Origin of the sequence: Paenirhizobium cremeum, from assembly GCF_022884085.1 — a bacterium.
Classification (GTDB): Bacteria; Pseudomonadota; Alphaproteobacteria; order Rhizobiales; family Rhizobiaceae; genus Allorhizobium; species Allorhizobium cremeum.
The window spans coordinates 105,671-125,923 of sequence record NZ_JAGGCS010000002.1 but is presented as its reverse complement, the minus strand read 5'-3'; the positions used below and the strand labels follow the sequence as shown (position 1 = coordinate 125,923).

At 62.5% G+C, this 20,253-nt stretch carries 18 protein-coding genes and 1 pseudogene; 10 read left to right on the top strand and 9 right to left on the bottom strand.

The genetic code is table 11. The features are described 5' to 3' along the window. Nucleotides 1-83: 83 nt before the first annotated feature. Together J5N58_RS04055 and mmsB are read left to right on the top strand one after the other, a co-directional pair. Complete coding sequence (locus J5N58_RS04055) at nucleotides 84-1,679, top strand: GMC family oxidoreductase (RefSeq protein WP_112829234.1); 1,596 nt, start codon at nucleotides 84-86, stop codon at nucleotides 1,677-1,679. A 24-nt stretch (nucleotides 1,680-1,703) separates the two neighbouring features. Next, a complete protein-coding gene (mmsB, locus tag J5N58_RS04050; RefSeq protein WP_112829233.1) occupies nucleotides 1,704-2,579 on the top strand; it encodes a 3-hydroxyisobutyrate dehydrogenase in 876 nt (291 codons plus the stop codon). A gap of 627 nt (nucleotides 2,580-3,206) precedes the next feature. On the opposite strand, the gene J5N58_RS04045 is transcribed toward mmsB, so the two are convergent. Beyond that, entirely contained in the window at nucleotides 3,207-5,132 is a 1,926-nt protein-coding gene (locus J5N58_RS04045; RefSeq protein WP_112829232.1) for an FAD-binding monooxygenase, read from the bottom strand. A 130-nt stretch (nucleotides 5,133-5,262) separates the two neighbouring features. Between J5N58_RS04045 and J5N58_RS04040 the strand changes: the two genes are divergently transcribed. After that, a complete protein-coding gene (locus tag J5N58_RS04040) occupies nucleotides 5,263-5,724 on the top strand; it encodes a MarR family winged helix-turn-helix transcriptional regulator (RefSeq protein WP_244709792.1) in 462 nt (153 codons plus the stop codon). Between the two features lie 105 nt (nucleotides 5,725-5,829). On the opposite strand, the gene J5N58_RS04035 is transcribed toward J5N58_RS04040, so the two are convergent. From J5N58_RS04035 to J5N58_RS04015, 5 genes are all read right to left on the bottom strand, one after another. Beyond that, the gene (locus tag J5N58_RS04035; protein ID WP_112829231.1) at nucleotides 5,830-6,819 is read right to left on the bottom strand and encodes a TRAP transporter substrate-binding protein; all 990 of its coding nucleotides are present in this window, start codon (nucleotides 6,817-6,819) and stop codon (nucleotides 5,830-5,832) included. 125 nt (nucleotides 6,820-6,944) lie between these two features. Further along, entirely contained in the window at nucleotides 6,945-8,249 is a 1,305-nt protein-coding gene (locus J5N58_RS04030; RefSeq protein ID WP_113426760.1) for a TRAP transporter large permease, read from the bottom strand. Then, nucleotides 8,249-8,746, bottom strand: coding sequence for a TRAP transporter small permease (locus tag J5N58_RS04025; RefSeq protein ID WP_113426761.1), 498 nt, complete (start codon nucleotides 8,744-8,746; stop codon nucleotides 8,249-8,251). Before J5N58_RS04025 ends, J5N58_RS04030 begins: the two co-directional genes overlap by 1 nt. Nucleotides 8,747-8,979: 233 nt before the next feature. Beyond that, a complete protein-coding gene (locus tag J5N58_RS04020) occupies nucleotides 8,980-10,155 on the bottom strand; it encodes a LysR family transcriptional regulator (protein ID WP_244709790.1) in 1,176 nt (391 codons plus the stop codon). Next, nucleotides 10,152-11,024 carry an NAD(P)-dependent oxidoreductase gene (locus J5N58_RS04015; RefSeq protein ID WP_244709788.1) on the bottom strand — a complete coding sequence of 291 codons (873 nt, stop codon included), beginning with the start codon at nucleotides 11,022-11,024 and terminating at the stop codon, nucleotides 10,152-10,154. The genes J5N58_RS04020 and J5N58_RS04015 overlap by 4 nt, the downstream gene beginning before the upstream one ends. A 152-nt stretch (nucleotides 11,025-11,176) precedes the next feature. Between J5N58_RS04015 and J5N58_RS04010 the strand changes: the two genes are divergently transcribed. The 4 genes from J5N58_RS04010 to J5N58_RS03995 are packed head-to-tail and all read left to right on the top strand — an operon-like array spanning nucleotide 11,177 to nucleotide 14,613. Next, nucleotides 11,177-11,911, top strand: coding sequence for a PIG-L deacetylase family protein (locus tag J5N58_RS04010; protein WP_244709786.1), 735 nt, complete (start codon nucleotides 11,177-11,179; stop codon nucleotides 11,909-11,911). A gap of 21 nt (nucleotides 11,912-11,932) precedes the next feature. Continuing rightward, nucleotides 11,933-12,895, top strand: coding sequence for a VOC family protein (locus tag J5N58_RS04005; RefSeq protein WP_244709784.1), 963 nt, complete (start codon nucleotides 11,933-11,935; stop codon nucleotides 12,893-12,895). 1 nt (nucleotide 12,896) lies between these two features. After that, nucleotides 12,897-13,568 carry a 4-carboxy-4-hydroxy-2-oxoadipate aldolase/oxaloacetate decarboxylase gene (locus tag J5N58_RS04000; RefSeq protein WP_113340123.1) on the top strand — a complete coding sequence of 224 codons (672 nt, stop codon included), beginning with the start codon at nucleotides 12,897-12,899 and terminating at the stop codon, nucleotides 13,566-13,568. Next, the gene (locus J5N58_RS03995) at nucleotides 13,561-14,613 is read left to right on the top strand and encodes a 4-oxalomesaconate tautomerase (RefSeq protein WP_113426762.1); all 1,053 of its coding nucleotides are present in this window, start codon (nucleotides 13,561-13,563) and stop codon (nucleotides 14,611-14,613) included. Before J5N58_RS04000 ends, J5N58_RS03995 begins: the two co-directional genes overlap by 8 nt. Before the next feature lie 77 nt (nucleotides 14,614-14,690). On the opposite strand, the pseudogene J5N58_RS03990 reads toward J5N58_RS03995, so the two are convergent. From J5N58_RS03990 to J5N58_RS03980, 3 genes and pseudogenes are all read right to left on the bottom strand, one after another. Then, nucleotides 14,691-15,088: pseudogene (locus J5N58_RS03990) on the bottom strand (DDE-type integrase/transposase/recombinase); the annotation flags it as partial. A gap of 52 nt (nucleotides 15,089-15,140) precedes the next feature. Further along, on the bottom strand, nucleotides 15,141-16,028 hold the full coding sequence (locus J5N58_RS03985) for a SphA family protein (RefSeq protein WP_113340124.1): 888 nt from the start codon (nucleotides 16,026-16,028) through the stop codon (nucleotides 15,141-15,143). A 284-nt stretch (nucleotides 16,029-16,312) separates the two neighbouring features. Further along, nucleotides 16,313-17,254 carry a LysR family transcriptional regulator gene (locus J5N58_RS03980; protein ID WP_112829222.1) on the bottom strand — a complete coding sequence of 314 codons (942 nt, stop codon included), beginning with the start codon at nucleotides 17,252-17,254 and terminating at the stop codon, nucleotides 16,313-16,315. Between the two features lie 189 nt (nucleotides 17,255-17,443). Here J5N58_RS03980 and J5N58_RS03975 point away from each other — a divergent pair, with 189 nt between their 5' ends. From J5N58_RS03975 to J5N58_RS03965, 3 genes are read left to right on the top strand one after another with little or no spacing between them, the layout of a single operon-like run. Further along, nucleotides 17,444-18,616: an alpha/beta hydrolase family protein gene (locus J5N58_RS03975; RefSeq protein ID WP_244709782.1), complete on the top strand. Its 1,173-nt coding sequence runs from the start codon at nucleotides 17,444-17,446 to the stop codon at nucleotides 18,614-18,616. Next, a complete protein-coding gene (locus tag J5N58_RS03970; RefSeq protein WP_113444295.1) occupies nucleotides 18,613-19,275 on the top strand; it encodes an EthD domain-containing protein in 663 nt (220 codons plus the stop codon). The genes J5N58_RS03975 and J5N58_RS03970 overlap by 4 nt, the downstream gene beginning before the upstream one ends. 30 nt (nucleotides 19,276-19,305) lie before the next feature. Further along, nucleotides 19,306-20,253: a VOC family protein gene (locus J5N58_RS03965; protein WP_113466167.1), complete on the top strand. Its 948-nt coding sequence runs from the start codon at nucleotides 19,306-19,308 to the stop codon at nucleotides 20,251-20,253.

The following is a 20,253-nucleotide window of genomic DNA, read 5'->3' as shown; positions in this document are numbered from 1 at the left end:
CCGGCTCCGGCACATTGACACAACATATCGGATTGCAGCCGCGCCGACAGCCGTTCGCGCGACGGTACCCTGCGGAGTAAAACATGGAGACTTATGACTACATCGTCATCGGAGCCGGTTCGGCGGGATGCGTCCTGGCGAACCGCCTGTCCGCCGACCGGAACAGCCGCGTCCTGCTGCTGGAAGCCGGCGGTTCCGACAATTACCACTGGATCCATATTCCCGTCGGATATCTCTATTGCATCAACAATCCGCGAACCGACTGGTGCTTCACCACGGCGAAGGAAGAGGGCCTGAACGGCCGCGCGCTCAGCTATCCGCGCGGCAAGGTGCTCGGCGGCTGCTCGTCCATCAACGGCATGATCTACATGCGCGGCCAGGCCCACGACTACGACCAGTGGCGACAGATGGGTTGCGACGGCTGGGGCTGGGACGACGTGTTGCCCCTCTTCCGCAAATCCGAGGACTTCTACAAGGGTGCCGACGAGATGCATGGCGCCGGCGGCGAATGGCGCGTCGAAAAGGCCCGTGTCCGCTGGGCGGTGCTCGAAGCCTTCCAGCAGGCGGCGAAGGAAGCCGGCATTCCCGAGACTGCCGATTTCAACCGGGGCACCAACGAGGGCTCAGGCTATTTCGACGTCAACCAGCGATCCGGCATCCGCTGGAACACCGCCAAGGCCTTCCTGCGTCCGGCCGTCAAGCGCGGCAACCTGACGGTTCTCACCAAGGCCCATGTCATGCGCCTGCTGATCGAGGACGGTGCGGTGACCGGCGTCGAGGCGTATCATGACGGCGTGGCGAAGCGCTTTACGGCCCGCCGCGAGACCGTGCTTTCGGCCGGCGCCATCGGCTCGCCGCATATCCTCGAACTCTCCGGCATCGGCCGGGGCGATGTGTTGCAACAGGCAGGGATCGACGTGGTGAAAGAGGTTCGCGACGTCGGCGAAAACCTGCAGGACCATCTGCAACTCCGCATGGCCTTCAAGGTCACCGGTGTTCCGACACTCAACGAAAAGGCGTCGAGCCTCTATGGCAAGGCCGCGATCGGTCTCGAATACCTGCTGAAGCGATCCGGTCCCATGGCCATGGCGCCGAGCCAGCTTGGCATCTTCACCCGCTCCGGCCCGGACAAGGAAACCCCGGACCTGCAATATCACGTCCAGCCGGTGACGCTGGAAAAGTTCGGCGAGCCCGTCCACCCCTTCCCGGCGATCACCGCAAGCGTCTGCAACCTTCGCCCTGAAAGCCGCGGCTCGGTGCATCTCAGCGCTCCCGACTTCGCCGCCAAGCCGGTGATCGCGCCGCATTATCTTTCGACCCCGGCGGACCGGGACGTCGCGGTCAAGGCCATCAGGCTGACGCGCCGGATTGCCGAACAACCCTCGTTCGCCCGCTATCGTCCGGAGGAATTCAAGCCCGGCCCGCGTTTCGAAACCGATGAGGAACTGGCGCGTGCCGCGGGCGACATCGGCACGACCATCTTCCATCCGGTCGGCACCTGCCGCATGGGCGCCGACGAGCAAAGCGTGGTCGACCCGCGCCTCAGGATGCGGGCGCTGAAGCGCCTCAGGATCGCGGACGCCTCGATCATGCCGACCATCACCTCCGGCAACACCAATTCCCCGACAATCATGATCGCCGAAAAGGCGGCCGAAATGATCCTGGCGGACAACCGCTGATCCCGCGAAGGAAGGAAACACGAAATGACGAACATCGCATTCATCGGTCTCGGCAACATGGGTGGCCCGATGGCCGCAAACCTCGTCAAGGCAGGCCACAAGGTGAGGGGCTTCGACCTGTCGTCGGAAATTCTTCAGGCGGCGGCAGGCCATGGCGTTGCCCCCGCAACATCGCTCGAGGAGGCGACCGCCGATGCGGACGCCGTCGTCACCATGCTGCCGAAGGGCGTTCACGTCCTCTCGGTCTGGTCCGACCTCGTCAAGGCGGTGAAGCCCGGCACCCTGCTGATCGATTGTTCGACCATCGACGTCGACAGCGCCCGCCGCGCCCATGAACTCGCGGCGGCGGCCAACTGCCTATCGCTCGACGCGCCCGTCTCCGGCGGCACCGGCGGAGCGGCGGCCGGAACGCTGACCTTCATGGCCGGCGGCAGCGACGGCGCCTTCGCTGAGGCCTCTCCCCTGCTTGAGGCCATGGGTCGGAAAATCGTCCATTGCGGCGGCAACGGCGCCGGACAGGCCGCCAAGATCTGCAACAACATGATCCTCGGCATTTCGATGATCGGGGTCTGCGAAGCCTTCGCGCTCGGCGAGAAGCTCGGCCTCTCCCACCAGGCATTGTTCGACGTTGCCTCGACATCGTCGGGCCAGTGCTGGTCGATCAACACCTATTGCCCGGTGCCGGGGCCGGTGCCGACCTCGCCCGCCAACAACGATTACAGGCCGGGCTTTGCCGCGGCACTGATGCTGAAGGACCTGAAGCTTGCGCAGGAAGCAGCACTTGGCTGCGGCGCCGCAACCCCGCTCGGCGCCGAAGCGGCGCAGCTCTTCGATCTCTTTGCGAAACAGGGCCACGGTAACCGGGACTTTTCGGCAATCATCGAGATGCTGCGCGGCTGAACCTCCACCTGCCGACCGGATACGGCCGGCCGAGAGCTCCCAGACCGGCCATACCGTCGAAAAAAGGATGGGAGGAACATAACTTGGGGGGTGGGGATGTCACGCACAACGCCTTCCAGGGGTGTTCGGAGACTGATTGCGACCGCAGCGGGGGACTTGATCGCAAACGCCTGTTGGTAGGGTATCGGACGTTGGCCTGGAGAATCGCACGTTCGGAAGGTAGGCTCGAATGAGCATCGCGCAAGATGCGCTTGGTATAGCTAACGCGATTGCGCGCTTGGACCGGATGGGGCGACGACGGTGAAATCGGCAGCCACGCCCCAAGTCGTGGCGAAAGCCGAGGCGGCGCGCCAGCGAGGTGTCTCCATGGAGATGCCAAGGGTTGTCCAACGGCTCGGTGGCGAACTCCAGCTTTTCGCCGACCAACGCTGCGAGCCAATAGACTGAACTCGGCGCCTCATCGGAAATGCTGACGATTCAGCCGTCGGGCACGCCGTCCAAGGCAAGTTTCCTTGCCTTGGCGATGTCGCGATAATGCATCGTGCCGATCCGCTTTGCCGAATGCCACTTGCCGACGACCGCGTGTTTAGGCAGATCTCCCAGGCCTCAACCTGGGATTAAAGACTGCTAATGTTCGGAAGGCGAAAGCGGCAGGAGGAAGCCTTCGAAGAACCGTGCAAGCTCGTTATGCGCGTTAAACGGCAGGACGTGCGCGACATGCTGGTCGGGGCGGACAAGCACGAGGCATCCCTGTTCGCGATCGATCGCCCGCAGATCGAAGATGTCGCGCCCTTCTTTCGAGCAGGCACAGAAGATCTTTTCGTAGTCGACCAGCCCGAGCTTGCCTTTTCGCGGCAGGAGGAAATTCGGCAGCGTTTCCAGCGCCAGGTCGCGACTATGCTGCTGGAAGACCACCCGCAGATCGATTGCCGAGTCGATGTCCTCGCCAAATCGTGTGTATTTGCGTATCGGCGAATTGGGAGAACTGTCGAGGAAAGCACAAAACCCACGAACGGCAGAGCCCTCTGCGGCAGGATCGCCTGACGGGCTGAAGGCGAAAAGCCGCCAGCGCGCATCCGCCTTCACCACATGGCCGAGCTCGATCTGCTTGGCATCCGCAAGCCGGACGACCGGAGCGGAATGGAACCGGGCGCCGATTTCGAAGCCGGCCGCCAGCGACTGCCAGGACTTTTCTCCCGTCAACACCGAAGGCGAGTAGACGACGGACATGCCCGCCGTGTAGCGGCCGTGCTGGATGAAGTAGCGCTGGAATTTCGGTTCGTCGCCGTCCTGGCCCGGCTCCGGTCGTTCGCTCATGATCCGCGACCATTCGCGATCGAACTCGATCAGGTCCTTGGCCACGGCCTGGCGCTCGGCGGAATAGCTGTGCAGGATCTCGGGCGGGCAGCGACCCTTTAGGACGGAGATGAGCTTCCAGCCGAGATTGAAGGCGTCGCCCATCGAGACATTCATTCCCTGGCCCGCCTTCGGACTGTGGGTATGGCAGGCATCGCCAGTGATGAAGACATGCGGAAGGCGCGTGCCGACGGCCGCTTGCGGGACGTCGTCGAACTTGTCCGTCAGCCGCTGGCCGATCTCGTAGACCGACCACCAGACGACCTCTCTGACGTCGAAGGAGAACGGCTTGAAGATACGCTGCGCCGCGGCGATCAGATGATCGACCGTGATGTTGCGGTTGGCGACCCGTTCACCCGCATTGAGCTTGTCGAGCTCGATATAGAGACGGACGAGATAGCCGCCCTCCCGCGGGATGATGATGATGTTGCCCTCTTTCGCCGACTGGATCAGCGTCTTGCAGCGGATATCCGGAAAGTCGGTGACCACGAGAACGTCCATCACGCCCCAGGCCTGGTTTGCGGAATCGCCGACCAGTTCGCGCCCGATCGACCGACGCACGGCGCTTCTCGCCCCATCGCAGCCCACCACGTAGCGGGCCCTGACAGTGTGCGCCTGCTCCCCGTCCACGCCCTCCGCCCGCTCGAGCGACACGGTGACGGGATAATCGGCGGCGTCGGGGTCGACCGTCAGATCGACGAGTTGCCAGGCATAGTCCGGCTCGAGCCGCGAGGGAGACTTGCGCATGACATCGAGATACATGTCGTGCACACGCGCCTGGTTGAGGATCATGTGCGGCATCTCCGACAGGCCATCCTCGACGTCCTGGATGCGCCCGTTGCGGGCGATATGTTCGGGCCTGGTCGCGTCCGGCTTCCAGAACGTGGTCTCGTTCACCCAATAACCCTGCTTGAGGATCTTCTCGGCAAACCCGAAAGCATTGAACATTTCCATGGAACGGCAGGAAATTCCGTCTGCCTGTCCCTTTTCCATCGGACCCGGCCGGCGTTCGACAATGCGGGTGGATATTTCCGGAAAGGCGGAAAGCTGGGCCGCAAGCGTCAGCCCGGCGGGACCGGCACCGATGATGAGAACATCGACCGTCTCGGGCAGGTCGGCTTGCGGAACATCCCGGCCCGCCGCAGCCGCACTGAGTTCCGGATCGCCGGGGCGAAATCCATTGAGGTGATACTGCATCCATAGTCCTCCCTATGATGTGATTTAGTATGTCGACTTATCATTTCGGAACACCCTCGGCAGATCAAATAAAAAAGTATGTCAGCTTATCATTTTTTGCTATGAAGACGGAAATCGACGAGGAACGTTCATGATCGAAGGAAGCGACGGCGCCGTCAGTGCCATGATGCCCGGACATCTGATCCGGCGGTTGCACCAGATATCGACCCAGATCTTTGCCCGGCGGATTCGCGAGGCGGGATCGGATCTGACGCCCGTCCAGTTCGCTGCCCTCGATGCCATCAATCAACAGCCGGGTGTCGACCAGGCCAGCCTCGCCCATTCCATCGCCAAGGACCGCGCGACCGTGGGCGCGGTCGTCGACCGCATGGAACAGAAGGGCCTTCTGACGCGGGTCGTCAGCGATCAGGACAAGCGCGCCCGCGAACTGACGCTGACCGACAAGGGTCGCCGGGCGCTTGCTGCGCTGATGCCGGTCGTCGCCGATCTGCAGAAGGAGATTCTCGGCGGGCTGAGCGAGGACGAGTACCGCCAGTTCATCGCGCTCGCGGCCAAGGCCGCGCGGTCCGGCGAACCAGCGAACGAGAACTGACGTCGGGCCGAGACGACAATGGCCCGCCCGGCTATCCGGGCGGGCCATCTTTTTGTCGACGATGCGCCCGCGGGGTCTCCGCGACCCCGCGGCGCGACGCCTGTCTCAATTGCCCTTCAGGGCCTTGACGAAGGCGCTTGCCTCGAGCCCCTGGGCATCGGCGTCGGCGATGATCTTGTCGACGGCCGCGCTGCTTGCAGCGTTGAACTTGGCGGCTTCCTCCGGCGCGAGCGTGATCACTTCCTTGCCATCGGTGCCCGCGAAGTCCGAGAGCGCTTTCGCAGCAACCGAGAGCCATGCCTTGTTGCCGTTGATGGCGGCGGTACGGCCCGCATCCAGCACAATCTTCTGCTGGTCTTCGTTCAGATCGCCGAAGCTGTCGCGGTTCATAACAAGGAAGAAGTCCGACATCGTGGTGTCCATGCCCTGCGTGATGTACTTCGTGACTTCGGCAAGCTTGAACGCCTTGAGCGTCGTCGCATCGGTCATCGCGCCGTCGATGACGCCGGTCTGTATCGCATTATAGATTTCCGACGCCGGCATCGAGACCGGCGTCGCACCCCAGGCCTCGACGACGAGGCCTGCATTGCGCGACGGCACGCGGATTTTCAGCCCCTTCAGGTCATCCAGGCTGCGGATCGGTTTCGCACCCGTGAACAGCAGGTTCGGCGCGTTGTTCCAGAGTCCGAGCAGGACCACGCGCTTGTACTCGTCCGACAGCTTGTCGAGATTGGCAAGTATGCGCTCCGTGCCATTCTCGGCGGTGATCACGCCCGGCAGTTCGGCCAGAAGCGTCTTCGGGAAATTCGCAGCCGTGTAGCCCGGCAGACCGAAGGCGATGTCGGCGACACCTTCGAGCGCCCGGTTATACTGCTCGACCGGCCCCGGACCGATCTCGCCGCCCATGTAGAGCGTGACCGTCACCGCACCGCCGGTCTTGTCGGCGATGGTGGCCGCAAAGGGCTTGTAGGTGGAATCGACCACGAAATGGGTCGGCGGCTGGAAGTCGGCAAGCTTGAGGTCTTCGGCGGATGCAAAGGATGCAGCCAGCGTGAACGTTGCTGCAAGAGCAGCCGTGAGTGTCTTCAGTTTCATCCTGTGTTCCTCCCACTTTTGGATGATTGAACGCAGCCAGACCGGCGCGACCGGTACTGGCCATTGGCCTGGCGTGTCCGCCCGGCCGGCATGCGAAGTATTGAGCGAACCGTCTGTCATGCGGTTCACCCGAACATCGTATTGGGCAGAAACAGCGCAATCCCAGGTATCGCGATAATCAGCAGCAGGCCGACGATCATGGCGAGAAGGAACGGCGCGACGCCGCGAAAAATGGTGGTCAAAGGCACATCCCCGGCCACCGCACGGACGACGAAAACGTTCAGTCCGACGGGCGGCGTGATCATGCCCATTTCGATGACGATCACCGCCACGACGCCGAACCAGATCGGATCGAAGCCGAGCGCCGTAATGACCGGAAAGACGATCGGGATCGTGATGACCAGCATGGACAGCCCGTCCATGAACATGCCCAGCACGATATAGGCGAGGATGATGACGAAGAGCGTGCCGTAGGCTCCGAGACCCAGTGCGCCGAGACCATCGCCAAGCGTTGCCGGGATGCGGGTGACCGCAAAGAACGGATTGAGCACGTTCGCGCCGATCACGATGGCATACAGCATGGCCGACGTGCTGAGCGTGCTCATCACGGCGTCGCGGAAATCGCCGAACGACAGGCGCCGCTTGACGACGGCCAGCAGGATGACCAGCGCCGCGCCGACGCCGGAGGCTTCGACGGGGGTGAAGACGCCGATATAGATGCCGCCGATGGACAGGACGATCACAAGAAGGAGCGGAGCGGCCCGACCCAGGATCCGGAAACGGTCGGCAAGCGCGACGGGTTCGCCACGTGGGCCTGCATTGGGATCGAAGTACGAGATCAGCCAGACCACCACCATGAACAGCGCCGTCAACAGCAGTCCGGGCACCACGCCGGCCATGAACAGGCGACCGATCGATTCCTCGGTGAGGATCGCGTAAAGAACGAATCCGGTCGACGGCGGTATAAGAAAGCCGAGCGTGCCGCCGGCGGCGATCGCGCCGGTGGACAGACCAGGAGCGTAGCCAAGACGGCGCATTTCCGGCAGTGCCACCTTGCCGAGTGTCACGGCGGTAGCGACCGAGGAGCCCGAAACGGCGGCAAAGACCGCGCAACCCAGCACCGAGGCGGAGGCGAGCCCCCCGCGGAACCGGCCAACCCAAGCGAAGGCGGCGTCATAAAGGCCGCGGCTGAAGCCCGCGGCCGACGAGATGTTGCCCAACAGCACGAACATCGGCACGACGATGAGATTGTAGTTGGATATGGCCGAGTAACTTTCCGTCAGCAGGACGCCTCCGGCACTCCGCGGTCCTTCCAGAACCCAATAGCCGCCGAAGCCGACGAGGAGCATGGAAAATGCCACGGGGACACGCACGGTAAGGAGGGCAAACAGGCAGGCAATGCCCACAAAGCCGGCAACGAAGGGCGTCATCACTTCTCCCCCTTCAACAGGAGCACGACAAGCTGCACAGCAAAGGTCAGCACGCAAAGCGCTGCCCCGGCCGCAAGGATCGCGTAGAACGGCCAGATCGGCATGCGCAGCATGTTGGTTGCGTCGCCCCATTGCCAGGCATCGAGCGCCTTCAGGACGGCGCGCTGCGCCAGGATGGACATCACGAATCCGGACAGGCAGTAGGCGACGACATCGCCGATAAACCGGCCCCAGCGACCGAGAATGCGCTCGAAGACATCGACGGCGACATGCTCCCGCCTCGCGGTGCAGAACGGCAGGGACGCCATGATGAGCGCGACGGCGGTCAATTCCACGAATTCGTTGACGCCCAGGATCGGAATGCCGAGGACATAGCGCATGACAACCCCCAGCGTGACGATGGCGACGATTGCCAGCAGGCAGACTGCGCCGACCAGGGCCAGATAGAAGGTCGCCTTCTCAAATCGCGCAGACCAGATATCAATTGCGTCACGCATCGCTTCCCAAAGCTCCTGCGCAATGGGTTTCGCGGTGGCGACGATCGGCCAAGCCGGCCGGGGTCACCTCAATGCAGACGGTCCATCCCTCCGTCAGCAGCTTAATATTTGCCGGCACCATGCAACCTCCCATTCAAATTGCGTTCGAACCTCATTCGACTTTTCAAGATGAGACTATTGGGAATATCGGCGCATTAGCCAATTCAAAGGCGGCGACCCTGGATTAGTTCAGGCTATAGCGTTTCGTCTTCGACACTTTCGCGCAGCAACGCCAGGAACAGTTCCTGCGCCTTGGTTGGCGCCCAGGTGGCGCGATAGGTCAGGCCAATCTGCCGCGACTGCCAACCGACCTTGACCTTGACTTCCGTGACCAGCCCCTTGGATATTTCCGCGCGCGCCTGCGCACTGGAAATGCAGCCGAGATGATCGCTGTTGTCGAGGACTTCTCGCATGAACAGGATCGAACCGGCCTCCGTGATGCTGTCCGGCTGACCGAGCCCGGCAAAGAATGCGTTGAACTGGTCGCGTGCGGGCGTCCCCTGACGGGGAACCACCCAGGCGTATTCCCTGAGCTCCGCAAGGCTTACATCCTCCCGGCCGGCCAGCGGATGGTGATTGCCGGCCAGCACCGTGAGCTTGTCTGAAAACAGAGGCTCCTGAACGATGTCTCCGATCGGCGCCGGCACCCTCAGCGCCCCGACGATCATGTCTATTTCGCCCCGCCTGAGCCCGCCCAGCAACTCGTCATAGAGCCCGTCCATAATCAGGACGGGATGGTGGGGACGCTGCTGACGGAAGCGCACCAGGGTCCGAGGCAACAGCACGGATCGCGACAGCGGCAGTGCGCCGATGACGATGCGGCCGGCCTCGCTGCCATCGAGTTCCGCAAGGTCCGCCTCGAGTTGATCCAGTTCCCGAAAGGCCAGCATCACCGCCTGCACCAGCGTGCGCGTGGCGCGCCCGGCAATCATGCCGAACGAGGTGCGCTCGAACAGGTTGCGGCCCGCCTCCTGTTCGAGTTGCGAGATCGCCCGATGTACGGTGGGCTGCGCGAGCCCCAGCCGGCGGGCGGCGAGCGTGAAATTCTCGGTTTCGTGCACGGCGACCAGAGCCTGCAATTGCGCTGTGGTTGCGGTCAGCCGCAGACGCGGCGAGATATCGGAGAGCGCCGGATCGAGGAGAGCGAAGGCGCGCTTCACCCGGTTGGCAAGAACCTCGCCGCGCAGCGTGGCGAAAAACCCCTGCCGGGTCCGGTCGAAAAGCGGACCGCCGGCCTCATTCTCCAACTTGCCGAGCGCTTGCGTCACCGCAGGCTGCGACACATGGCAGACCTCCGCCGACTGCGTCAGCGACCCGGTCTTCACGACCGACAGATACAGGCGAAGATGGCGGAGGTTGCGTGAAATCACATTCGATCCAATAATGTCTTGAGACGGTCCTTGAGATCGGCGGCTCCGGGATCGGCATGCAGCGCGCCGATGCGCTCCTGCCATTGTGCAGTCGCTGAACTCATGGCTCCGGAAAAGCCAAGTTCCTGTATCGTCAGCGCGACTTCCCGCATTTCCGCCGCCCGGCGCATGCCGTGCACCATCATGCGCTCCAGATTGTAGGCGCCGCGGCGGCGCCATTCGAACGCCGGGTCGGATGCCTCGAGGGAGGCAATGACGCTCTCCTCCACGCCGGCCCGCTGCGCGGCAAGGAAACATTCCGCAGTCAGCGCCTCGATGCCCTTGACCATCACCGAGCGGATCATCTTGATCGACGAAGCCTGCCCCACCTCGCTTCCGGCGATCTGCGGGCACATGTCGAGCGATTGCAGCGCGGCGGCGGCGTCTTCGGCATGCGGTCCGGACACCAGCATCGGCACGCGATGGCGCTTGGGGTAGACCGGCGCCATGACCGCCACATCGACGTAGCGCCCGCCGGCCTTCTCGATGACCTCCGCCGCCCGGCGTTTCGTCCCTGGCGCGCAGGAGTTGCAGTCGAACCAGAACGCCCCAGGTGCAATACCGTCGGCAGCAGCGCTGGCGGCTATCAACGCCTGATCGGCCGTCACCACGCTGAAGACCGCATCCACGCCGGCAAGCGCTTGCTGGGCCGTCTCGCAGCCTGCAACGTCATGTTCCGCGTATCGCGCCTGCATCGCCGCGCCGCCATCGATATCGAAGGCGGTCAGCCTCAGGGGTCGCCCTGCCCCCCAACCACTGACGAATGCCGCCGCGGCCTCGCCGAAACCGATGAAGGCGAGCCGCTCAACTTTGCCGGAATTACTTTTCATGTCGATCTCCAAATATGTCCGAAGACTGGCAAACGGCATCCGGCTTCACCAGCGTTCATAGCATGAACTTATGCTACGGCACAGGCTTTCGAATTGTCGGCACACGGGGCGGTATGGAATGTCTCCTGCAACGAAACCCAAGGAGAGCAAACATGTCTGCCAAAAAAACCGCCCTCGTTATTTCTGCACACGCCGCGGATTTCGTTTGGCGCTGCGGCGGTGCCATCGCTCTTCATGCATCCATGGGTTATGAGGTGACGGTCGCCTGCCTGTCCTTCGGCGAACGCGGTGAATCCGCGAAGCTCTGGAAGCAGCAGGGCATGACCCTGGATGTCGTCAAGAAGGCCCGCCGCACCGAAGCCGAGAAGGCCGCGGAAGCGCTCGGCGTCCACGACCTCGTCTGCCTCGATCTCGGCGACTATCCGCTGGAGCTTTCCCGCGACGACAAGAACAGTCTGGTCGACGTGATCCGCAAGGTGCAGCCGTCCTTCATGCTGTCGCATTCGCAATACGACCCTTACAACACCGATCATATGTACGCGACACAGGTGGCGCTGGAATGCCGGATGATAGCCCAGGCCTGGGGCCACAACCCCGGAGAAAAGGTGCTGGGCGCGCCGCAGCTCTACCTGTTCGAGCCGCACCAGACCGAGCAGATGGGTTGGAAGCCCGACACCTTCCTCGACATCACCCCGGTCTGGGAGAAGAAGCGGGCTGCGATCGAATGCATGGAAGGCCAGGAGCATCTGTGGGAATACTACACCCGCGTAGCCATCAATCGCGCCAATCACTTCAAGCGCAATTCAGGCGGCCAGTCGGGCGGGCGCGACTGCAAATATGCCGAGGGATTCCAGTCCATCTTCCCGCGCACGGTCGACGAACTCTAATCGGGACTCCCGGAGGATAGCATGACGGAACCCTGCTTTGACCTTGCCCATCTCGCGCATGTCGAGATGTACACCGACCGGTTCGAGGAAAGTCTCGATTTCTTCACGCGCATCTACGGCCTGAAGCTGTCCGGGATGGACGAGAATTCCGCCTATCTGCGCGCCTGGGACGACTACGAATTCCACTCGCTGAAGCTGACACGCCACCACACCACCGGCGTCGGCCACATCGCCTATCGCGCTTCGTCGCAAGCGGCTCTCATGCGCCGGGTCAAGGCGATCGAGGAAAGCCGGTACAAGGTGATCGGCTGGGTCGACGGCGACCGTGGCCATGGCAAGGCCTTCCGTTTCGAGGATCCGTTCGGCCATGTCTTCGAGATCTACTGGGATACCGTCTGGTACGAGGCACAGGAAGAAGCAGAGAAGGCCGCGCTGAAGAACACCGCCTCCGCCTTCACGGGGGCTGCGCCGCGCAGGCTCGACCACCTCAATCTCCTGTCCGAGAACGTCACGGAATTCCGCGCCTTCATGGAGACCTGCCTCGGTAGCCGAGTGACGGAAATGATCCAGCTCGACAATGGCCGGCTCGGCGGTTGCTGGTTCACGGTCAACAACAAGACCTATGATCTCGCCTGCACCGAAGAGCATGGCGGCGGTCAGGGGCGGCTGCACCACGTCACCTATGCGACCGACCAGCGCGAGGACATATTGCGCGCCGCCGACATCTTTCTGCAAAACGGCGTCCACATCGAGACGGGCCCGCACAAGCACGCGGTCCAGGGCACCTTCTTCCTCTATGTCTGGGAGCCGGCGGGAAACCGGGTAGAGCTCGCCAATTCCGGCGCGCGCCTCATTCTCGCACCGGACTGGCACCCGGTCGTCTGGACCGAAAAGGACCGCAAGAAGGGCCAGGCCTGGGGCCTGAAGACCATTGAGACTTTCCACACCCACGGCACCCCGCCGGTTGAAACGAAGGGACACTGACATGGCCGTCGTCATCCAGAATATTGTGCGCGCCGATCAGGCGATCATCGATCGGCTGGCTGCAGCAGGCGTTGCCACCGTCCATGAGGCCCAGGGCCGCAAGGGCATGCTGTCGAGCCGCATGCGGCCGATCTATGCCGGCGCGCAGATCGCCGGTTCCGCCGTCACCATTTCCGCCCCCCCCGGCGACAACTGGATGTTGCACGTGGCGATCGAACAGCTAAAGCCCGGTGACATCCTCGTGCTGGCGCCGACATCGCCCTGCGACAACGGCTACTTCGGCGACCTGCTCGCCACATCCGCCATGGCGCGCGGCTGCCGCGGCCTCATCATCGACGCCGGCGTGCGCGACATCCGCGACCTGACGGCGATGGGTTTCCCCGTCTGGTCGAAGGCGATCTCGGCGCAGGGCACCGTCAAGGAAACACTCGGTTCGGTCAACGTGCCGATCGTCTGCGCCGGCGCGCAGGTCGATGCCGGTGACATCATCGTCGCCGACGATGACGGTGTGTGCGTCGTCAGGCGCGAGGAGGCCGAAACGGTGCTCGCGGCCGCCGAAAAGCGTCTTTCCGCAGAGGAAGCCAAGCGCAGGCGGCTTGCCGCAGGTGAACTCGGTCTCGACATTTACGACATGCGGCCGCGACTGGCCGAAAAGGGTCTGAAATATGTATGAGGACGGTATTCCCTGCCTCTGGATGCGTGGCGGGACATCGAAGGGTGCATATTTTCTGGCGAGCGACCTGCCCTCCGAGCCCGAGGCCCGCAATGCGCTTCTTCTGAGGATCATGGGATCGCCCGACCCGCGGCAGATCGATGGTATCGGCGGCGGCGATCCACTGACCTCCAAGGTCGCGATCCTCTCTCCCTCAACCCGGGACGATGCCGATGTCGATTACCTGTTCCTGCAGGTCTTCGTCGACCAGGCGCTCGTCAGCGATGCGCAGGGCTGCGGTAATATCCTGGCAGGCGTCGGACCGGCCGCGATCGAACGCGGACTTGTCGCGGCGACCGGCAACCAAACGCAGGTGCGCATTCACATGGTCAACAGTGGCGAGATCGCGCTTGCGCGCATCCAGACGCCGGGCGGCCGCGTCAGTTATGCCGGCGCCACAGGGATTGCCGGCGTGCCCGGGGTCCATGCCGCGGTGCCCCTGCTCTTCCTCAACATCGCCGGCTCGATGTGCGGCTCGCTCCTGCCGACCGGCAACGCCGTCGACGTTATCGACGGCATCGACTGCACGCTGATCGACAACGGCATGCCGTGCGTCATCATGCGCGCCGCCGATTTCGGCCTGTCCGGCAAGGAAGACCGCGAAGAGATCGAGGCCATGAACGAGCTCAAGGCGCGCATCGAGGCCATCCGCCTGAAGGCCGGTCCAATGATGAACCTCGGCGATGTCGAAAAGGCGTCGGTGCCGAAGATGACGCTTGTCTCCGCGCCGGACCAGGGCGGCGCGATAGCAACCCGAAGTCTCATTCCGCATCGCGTCCATGCCTCGGTCGGTGTGTTTGCCGCCATCACCGTGGCAACGGCGACACGGCTCGCCGGAAGCCCGGCGGCCGCGCTTTGCAAGCCTCCCGCCGACGGACGCTATCGCATCGAACACCCGACCGGCGATATGGAGGTCTTCCTCGATGTTGCGGAAGACGGGTCGATCAGGGGAGCAGGAAACGTCCGCACGGCTCGCAAGCTCTTTGACGGCAGGGTTTTTGTATAGCCAGCGGGATTGACTCTGTTGAAGATATTCCGCCTGGCTGTAATGAGACCTTCCTACACTTCATTCAGGCGGTTTTGGCTTCGAGATTCTGTGAGAGCCTCTCCACGAATGTCGCCAGTTAGATTGAAAATTGCAGCCTGTCCCTTGCGTAAGGCGGGCATGCCCTCGAGTCCCTTGATCGTCGCGTGTGCCGTTTTCAGCTTCTGACCGGCTTGATGAGCTGTTCCAACTCGCCATGGTCAGCCACAACGACGTTGTTCAGATATTTGACCCGCCGGTGCACAAGCTCTTTCGGGCCTTTGTCATCAGCCTTCAATCCCGAGATCGCGATGCCGTAGGTCGGCGCCTTGTCGGTTTTGATGACTGTTGGCTTTTTCCAATCCTTCAAGCCATTCAGAGCCTTGCCGAGAAATCACTTGGCTGCTTTGGCATTGCGCGTCGGCGACAGATAGAAATCGATCGTGTTGCCGTACCGGCAAAGGATGAACCGTGGGGAGAGGGTAGTCGCCCTCTCCCGGCGATCGATCCTAAAACTTGGTGGCAAAGTTGACCCAGACAGCGTTACCTTGAGCTCGGTTCTCTGCGAAAACTTCGTGTTGCCACGACGCGCTGACCTGCATCCCTGGATTGAAACTGTAGCTGATCGACGGACCGATGGCGAAGCCCTTGCCGCGATGTCCGTCTGCGGCAACCCCGGGTCCGGAGTCGTCCGAGATCTGCTGGAGATAATAGCCGACCGCGCCAACACGCCATTTATCGAAGTTCCAACCGACCGCATAGTCCAGGACGAATTCCGTACCGGACGTGTAGTCCGTGTCAGTATTCTCCGTGTTGAATATCAGGCGGGCCGTCGCGCCGACCTCCAGACCCTGCGGATCCAAATAGTGATAGCCGAGGGTCGGCTGAACGGACCAGTGGTTGACGCCGATATTGGCGATGTCGGAGGCGTCGTACTGGCCGGTTGGCAATGCCACGTCGACACCCACGACGAACGTATTGTTGCGATCCGGGTGCCAGGCGAGTCCCACGGAGGTGGTGATGTCGGCGAGGCCGAGCGTGGTGTCGTCACCGAATGGCAACGACATGTCGAGATGGACGACCGGAACGACGAGTTGTCCCCAGAGCTGGGCGCCCCCGATTTCGATGTCACTGACGTAGAGGAAGCGGAAGGTTTCCGCCAGCGCCTTGACCTCGAAGTCGATCGGCACCCTGTCGCCGTTCGAGTCGTTGGTCCGGTCGGCGGTGAAATAGTTGGTCTGGGAAAGAAAATAGAGACCGGGATAGGGTGGAATGCTCGCAGCGAAGAATTGCGCCGAACCTGGCGAATACTGCGTGTTGCCGTTCTCGGCGGCCTGCACTTGACAGAGCGCTGTTGCCGATAGTGCCGCGGCAAGCCCGAATTTCCTGAATTTCATTATTCATCCTCCTCACATGAACAACGACGACGATACCCGCGAGAAGGGCTCCGGGTTGCAAACGCGCGCAAGACGTCATTCTCGCGGTAAGCGAGCCTGGTCATCCAGATTGCCTGCTGTCCTCCCCCTCGGCGGCCACCTCGCCACCGGCGCATCGAGATTCCCTAATCTAGGGAAATTCGATACGACCTGAAATCCGAACTAAGTCGGCACTTGACGAATGTAAAATGGTCATTGGCAATACGAGCTATTCGCAGAATAAATACCCGGCTCGGATATATTCATCACGTCGCGGGATATATGCCTTTGACCGTGCCATCCTCAGCGATCGAGTGCACCGCCTCATGAATCTGCTCGCGGATCCACGAAAGGGCCGGATCACGTGTCCGGTAACTGTGCCACTGAAGCGACTGCTGCAGCGCGGGCAGCGGAAACGGCGGCTCCACGATCTTGACGCCGCCGAGCTTCGACAGGACCTCTGCCAGGCTCCGCTGCACCAGACCGACCCTTCGGCTTCCGCGAACAAGTAGCGGTAGCGACGTGAAGAAATAGGTGGTCACCTCGATCCTGAGCTTGATACCAACGCGATCGAAGGCCCGTTGGGCGAAGCTTTCCCCGCCATTGGGCGGTTGCATCACGACGTGACCGGCGGACAGAAAGTCGGCCTCCGACATCACACCGGAGGAGAACGGCCCGTCCGCATCGACGACACAGCAAAGCCTATCCTCAAGCAGCGTTTCCATCGGATGATTGGTTGAACAGAAGACGGTGGGCGCGATCAGCAGGTCGGCCTCTCCACGTTCCAGCAGAAGGTGCGGATAGTTCTGCTGTGGCTTGAATTCGATCTGGATGGCGGGCGCCAGTTTCTCCAGACGCTGGAGAAACGCCGGCATGATTGTGAGGACAGTATAGTCCGACACGATGAAGCTGAAGCTCCGGCTCGAGTCCCCAGGAGAGAACGACGGGGTTGAAACGACGGCTGCCTCGATCCGGACGATGATGTCGCGCACTGGCTGTTCGAGCGATGCGGCCAATGGTGACAGTTCCATGGATCGCCCGACCTGAATGAGAAGCGGATCGTCGAAATAATCCCGCAACCGCCCGAGCGCATTGCTCATCGCTGACTGTGTGATGAACATTTCCTCGGCCGCACGGCTGACGTTGCGGACACGGATCAGCGTATCGAGCGCCGCCAGCAGGTTCAGATCGAGGTTCTTGAAACGCATGAGTCCCCCTCCCAGATATTCATGGCGTAAATATAAATCATTTATCAAAGCAATTTTGTAAACAGATTGATTTTCGTTAAGTCTCCCCTCGGGAGGAAATGATTGTCATGTGGCCGGCCGAGCCATGCCGTCAGTCGAATCTCCTCCCGATGAAATTTGCGCCGCCAGCGGCGGCCTCGAGGAGACCCAATGTTCAAGTATTTTCCGACCAACTACGTCTGGAACCTCTCGGTCAATCTGTCGATCGAGATGGGCGCCCGGATGGGAGAGATCGAGGAAATGTGCGCCCCGCTGCAGGACGCGGCCAGGGCGCCGGATGCCGCCGGAACGCAGGCATTCCGCGAAACCTGGATTCATATGGCGGACAAGCTCGTTTCCCTTGCGGAAGAGGACGAAGCCAAGGGTCGGCTGATTTCGGCCGGCGACAAGCTGATCCGTGCCGCCAACTACATACTGACCGCCGAGCGCCTGCTGGCACATGGTTCGGAAGGTCGCGTGGCTCTTTACCAGCACTTTCTTTCCACCTTCGAGAAAGGTCTGGCGCTGTCCGGCTCGCCCTGTCGCCGGGTGGAGATTCCCTACGAAGGAACGCATCTTTCGGCGCTCTATGTGCCCGCCGAAGGCGTCGAGGGCCCCGCACCGCTGCTGGTCCAGGTCAACGGCCTCGACAGCACCAAGGAGATGAAACTTCTCGTCGGCCTGCCGGGCTGGCTCGCCAAGCGCGGCGTGGCCTCGCTGATCGTCGACCAGCCGGGCACGGGCGAAGCGCTTCGCCTTCAGGGGCTCACCGCCCGCTTCGACAGCGAGCATTGGGCCAGCCGCGTCGTCGATTGGCTGGAGGGCCGGCCGGACGTCGATCCCAGGCGCATCGGCATGGAAGGCGTGTCGCTCGGCGGCTACTACTGTCCGCGCGCGGTCGCCTTCGAGCCGCGGTTTGCCTGCGGCGTCGTCTGGGGTGCCAATCACGACTGGCGGGACGTGCAGAAGAAGCGCCTTGCCCGCGAGGGCAATTTCCCCGTCCCCCACTACTGGAGCCACGTCATGTGGGTCTGGGGCGCCAAGGACATGGACGAGTTCATGCAGATCGCCGAAAACATTCATCTGAACGGCATCCTCGACCGGATCCGCGTGCCTTTCCTCGTGACCCATGGCGAGAAGGACAGCCAGATCCCCCTTCAGTGGGCGCATGCCACCTACGATCAGCTGGTCAACAGCCCGAGGCGCGAACTGAAGATCTTCGACGAGCGCACCGGCGGCGTGCAGCATTCGAGCTTCGACAATTCCGCCAATGCCGGCGCCTATATCGCCGACTGGGTCGCGGAAACCCTTGGCGGAAGCACGGTCGCGGAGCAAGCAGCATGACGATCAAGACAATGATCTGCGGTCGGCGGCGTCTCGGGCAGACGCTTGGCGAAAACCGTGCGCACATGAAGGACCATCACGGCAGGCTGGTGCTGGACTACATCGCCCGCGAGCCGTCCCAGGCGCCGCGCCGCTACGTCCAGAACCATGTCTTCGACGGCATTTATTTCGGCGGTGACGGGCAGCCCAAGGCCCTCTCGCTCGGTCTGGATTTTGTCACCGAAGTCTGGTTTCCGGACATGGCGGCGGCGAAATCCTCGCGCGAGACGCCCTTTTATCTCGAGCAACTGCAGCCGGACGAACCCAAGATGGTGGATGAATCCTCCGTCCTCGGCCTTCCGGTCACCGAAGAATTGATCCTGCCGCCGGGCGTGCGGGACGGCGCCGTGAAAGTCTTCCTGTTCTGGTTCAACAATGCACCGGACGCCAAGACAGTGCCCGAAGCCGCCAAGGGCCCGGGCTACGGCATGTTCGGCCAGTGTCGCAACCTGCCGCTGTTTCCGGGACCGATCGAGGCCGTCGACGAATTCTGGCTGCCGGACGAGGCCGCCGGGCTTGCCTTCGCGCAGGCCTGCCGCGATGCCGCCGGGGCATTCGTTCCCTCCGACACACGTTACTGCCTGGCGATCGCCCGCGAACATGTTCTCCACGCAGGCTAATCAAGACATCGGAATAGAAAGGAATGTCCCATGAACATCATAGGACCTGATTATCTCGTCTTCGGCGTTGACGATGTCGCCGCCTGTTGTGAGTACCTGGATGCCTTCGGCCTGAAGCCGACGGACGTTACCGCTGCCGGCGGCCTGTTCGAGGCGCTGGACGGCACCGGCATCATCATCCGCCACAAGTCCGATCCGTCGCTGCCTCCGCCGTTGCCGACGTCGAACATGCTGCGCCAGCAGGTCTATGGCGTGCGCTCCGCCGAGGATCTCGACGCGATCGAAGCGGAGCTTTCCAGGGACCGTCGGGTGGCGCGCCTGTCCGACGGCTCGATCGAACTGAAGGATGACCATGGCTTCGAACTGAGATTCCAGGTCACGATCCGCCGCGAACTCGTCATGCCCGCGGAAAAGATCAATGCACCGGGCGCGCCGGCGCAACGCAAGCCGAACGAAATCGGCGTCTGGGAAGAAATGCCGGCGTTGCCGCGCACGCTCAGCCATGTCGTGCTGTTCGTTCCCGACATTGAAATCGCCACCCGCTTCTACTGCGACCGCCTCGGCTTCGTGATCACCGACACGCTGACGGGGGCGGGTCCCTTCCTGCGGCCGAAGGCGAACGACGACCACCACACGCTCTTCTTCATCCGCACGCCTGAATACATGAAGGGGTGCGAGCACCTCGCCTTCCACATGGGCGGCCCGACCGAGCTGATGGTTGCCGGCACGCGCTTCGTGAAGAAAGGCTATCAGAGTTTCTGGGGCCCCGGCCGGCACAAGTTCGGTTCGAACTGGTTCTGGTACTTCAACAGCCCGCTCGGCTGTCACTTCGAATATGACGCCGACATGGACAAGCATGACGATAGCTGGGTTGCCCGCGAAGCGCCGATGGGCGCCGAGGCCTCGCAGATCGTGTTGTTCGAAATGCGCGAGAAGTGGGCTCCCACCGGAGGTCCGCCGCCCGGCGCGAAGGGCTGA

Bases quoted from the DNA above. Each gene is read 5' to 3' on its own strand.
- J5N58_RS04055 (WP_112829234.1), top strand. From the start codon at position 84: ATGGAGACTTATGACTACATCGTCATCGGAGCCGGTTCGGCGGGATGC.
- mmsB (WP_112829233.1), top strand. From the start codon at position 1,704: ATGACGAACATCGCATTCATCGGTCTCGGCAACATGGGTGGCCCGATG.
- J5N58_RS04045 (WP_112829232.1), bottom strand. From the start codon at position 5,132: ATGCAGTATCACCTCAATGGATTTCGCCCCGGCGATCCGGAACTCAGT.
- J5N58_RS04040 (WP_244709792.1), top strand. From the start codon at position 5,263: ATGATCGAAGGAAGCGACGGCGCCGTCAGTGCCATGATGCCCGGACAT.
- J5N58_RS04035 (WP_112829231.1), bottom strand. From the start codon at position 6,819: ATGAAACTGAAGACACTCACGGCTGCTCTTGCAGCAACGTTCACGCTG.
- J5N58_RS04030 (WP_113426760.1), bottom strand. From the start codon at position 8,249: ATGACGCCCTTCGTTGCCGGCTTTGTGGGCATTGCCTGCCTGTTTGCC.
- J5N58_RS04025 (WP_113426761.1), bottom strand. From the start codon at position 8,746: ATGCGTGACGCAATTGATATCTGGTCTGCGCGATTTGAGAAGGCGACC.
- J5N58_RS04015 (WP_244709788.1), bottom strand. From the start codon at position 11,024: ATGAAAAGTAATTCCGGCAAAGTTGAGCGGCTCGCCTTCATCGGTTTC.
- J5N58_RS04010 (WP_244709786.1), top strand. From the start codon at position 11,177: ATGTCTGCCAAAAAAACCGCCCTCGTTATTTCTGCACACGCCGCGGAT.
- J5N58_RS04005 (WP_244709784.1), top strand. From the start codon at position 11,933: ATGACGGAACCCTGCTTTGACCTTGCCCATCTCGCGCATGTCGAGATG.
- J5N58_RS04000 (WP_113340123.1), top strand. From the start codon at position 12,897: ATGGCCGTCGTCATCCAGAATATTGTGCGCGCCGATCAGGCGATCATC.
- J5N58_RS03995 (WP_113426762.1), top strand. From the start codon at position 13,561: ATGTATGAGGACGGTATTCCCTGCCTCTGGATGCGTGGCGGGACATCG.
- J5N58_RS03985 (WP_113340124.1), bottom strand. From the start codon at position 16,028: ATGAAATTCAGGAAATTCGGGCTTGCCGCGGCACTATCGGCAACAGCG.
- J5N58_RS03980 (WP_112829222.1), bottom strand. From the start codon at position 17,254: ATGCGTTTCAAGAACCTCGATCTGAACCTGCTGGCGGCGCTCGATACG.
- J5N58_RS03975 (WP_244709782.1), top strand. From the start codon at position 17,444: ATGTTCAAGTATTTTCCGACCAACTACGTCTGGAACCTCTCGGTCAAT.
- J5N58_RS03970 (WP_113444295.1), top strand. From the start codon at position 18,613: ATGACGATCAAGACAATGATCTGCGGTCGGCGGCGTCTCGGGCAGACG.
- J5N58_RS03965 (WP_113466167.1), top strand. From the start codon at position 19,306: ATGAACATCATAGGACCTGATTATCTCGTCTTCGGCGTTGACGATGTC.